Annotated in this window: 1 pseudogene; it reads right to left on the bottom strand. The window is 48.5% G+C overall.

Annotation, left to right across the window (positions count from 1 at the left end):
* Positions 1 to 266: pseudogene (locus HMPREF2794_RS10600) on the bottom strand (hypothetical protein); the annotation flags it as partial.

Raw genomic sequence — 266 nt, 5'->3', positions numbered from 1 at the left:
ACCGCATCGATATACAGGTGGTCTTCCCTGAATTTATTGACCATCTTCTGTGCCTCTTGTACGGCTACAGTGATTGTTTCGTCCGCAGTCAGTGAGCAGATACCGATGGTGTTTACTCCGTTGATGGTACGTACCGCATTGACGAAATCTTCCTTCGTCAGCAGGCTTGACACCTTTTCAGACTTCGGAACCAGCATAAGATACAGTGAACGTTCCGGAGACAGGCGGAAGACTTCGCTGGTATGGTAATGCACCAGTTCCTTGTT

The sequence above is a fragment of the Bacteroides sp. HMSC067B03 genome (genome assembly GCF_001811315.1).
Lineage (GTDB): Bacteria > Bacteroidota > Bacteroidia > Bacteroidales > Bacteroidaceae > Bacteroides > Bacteroides faecis.
This window is presented reverse-complemented; position numbering and strand designations above follow the sequence as displayed.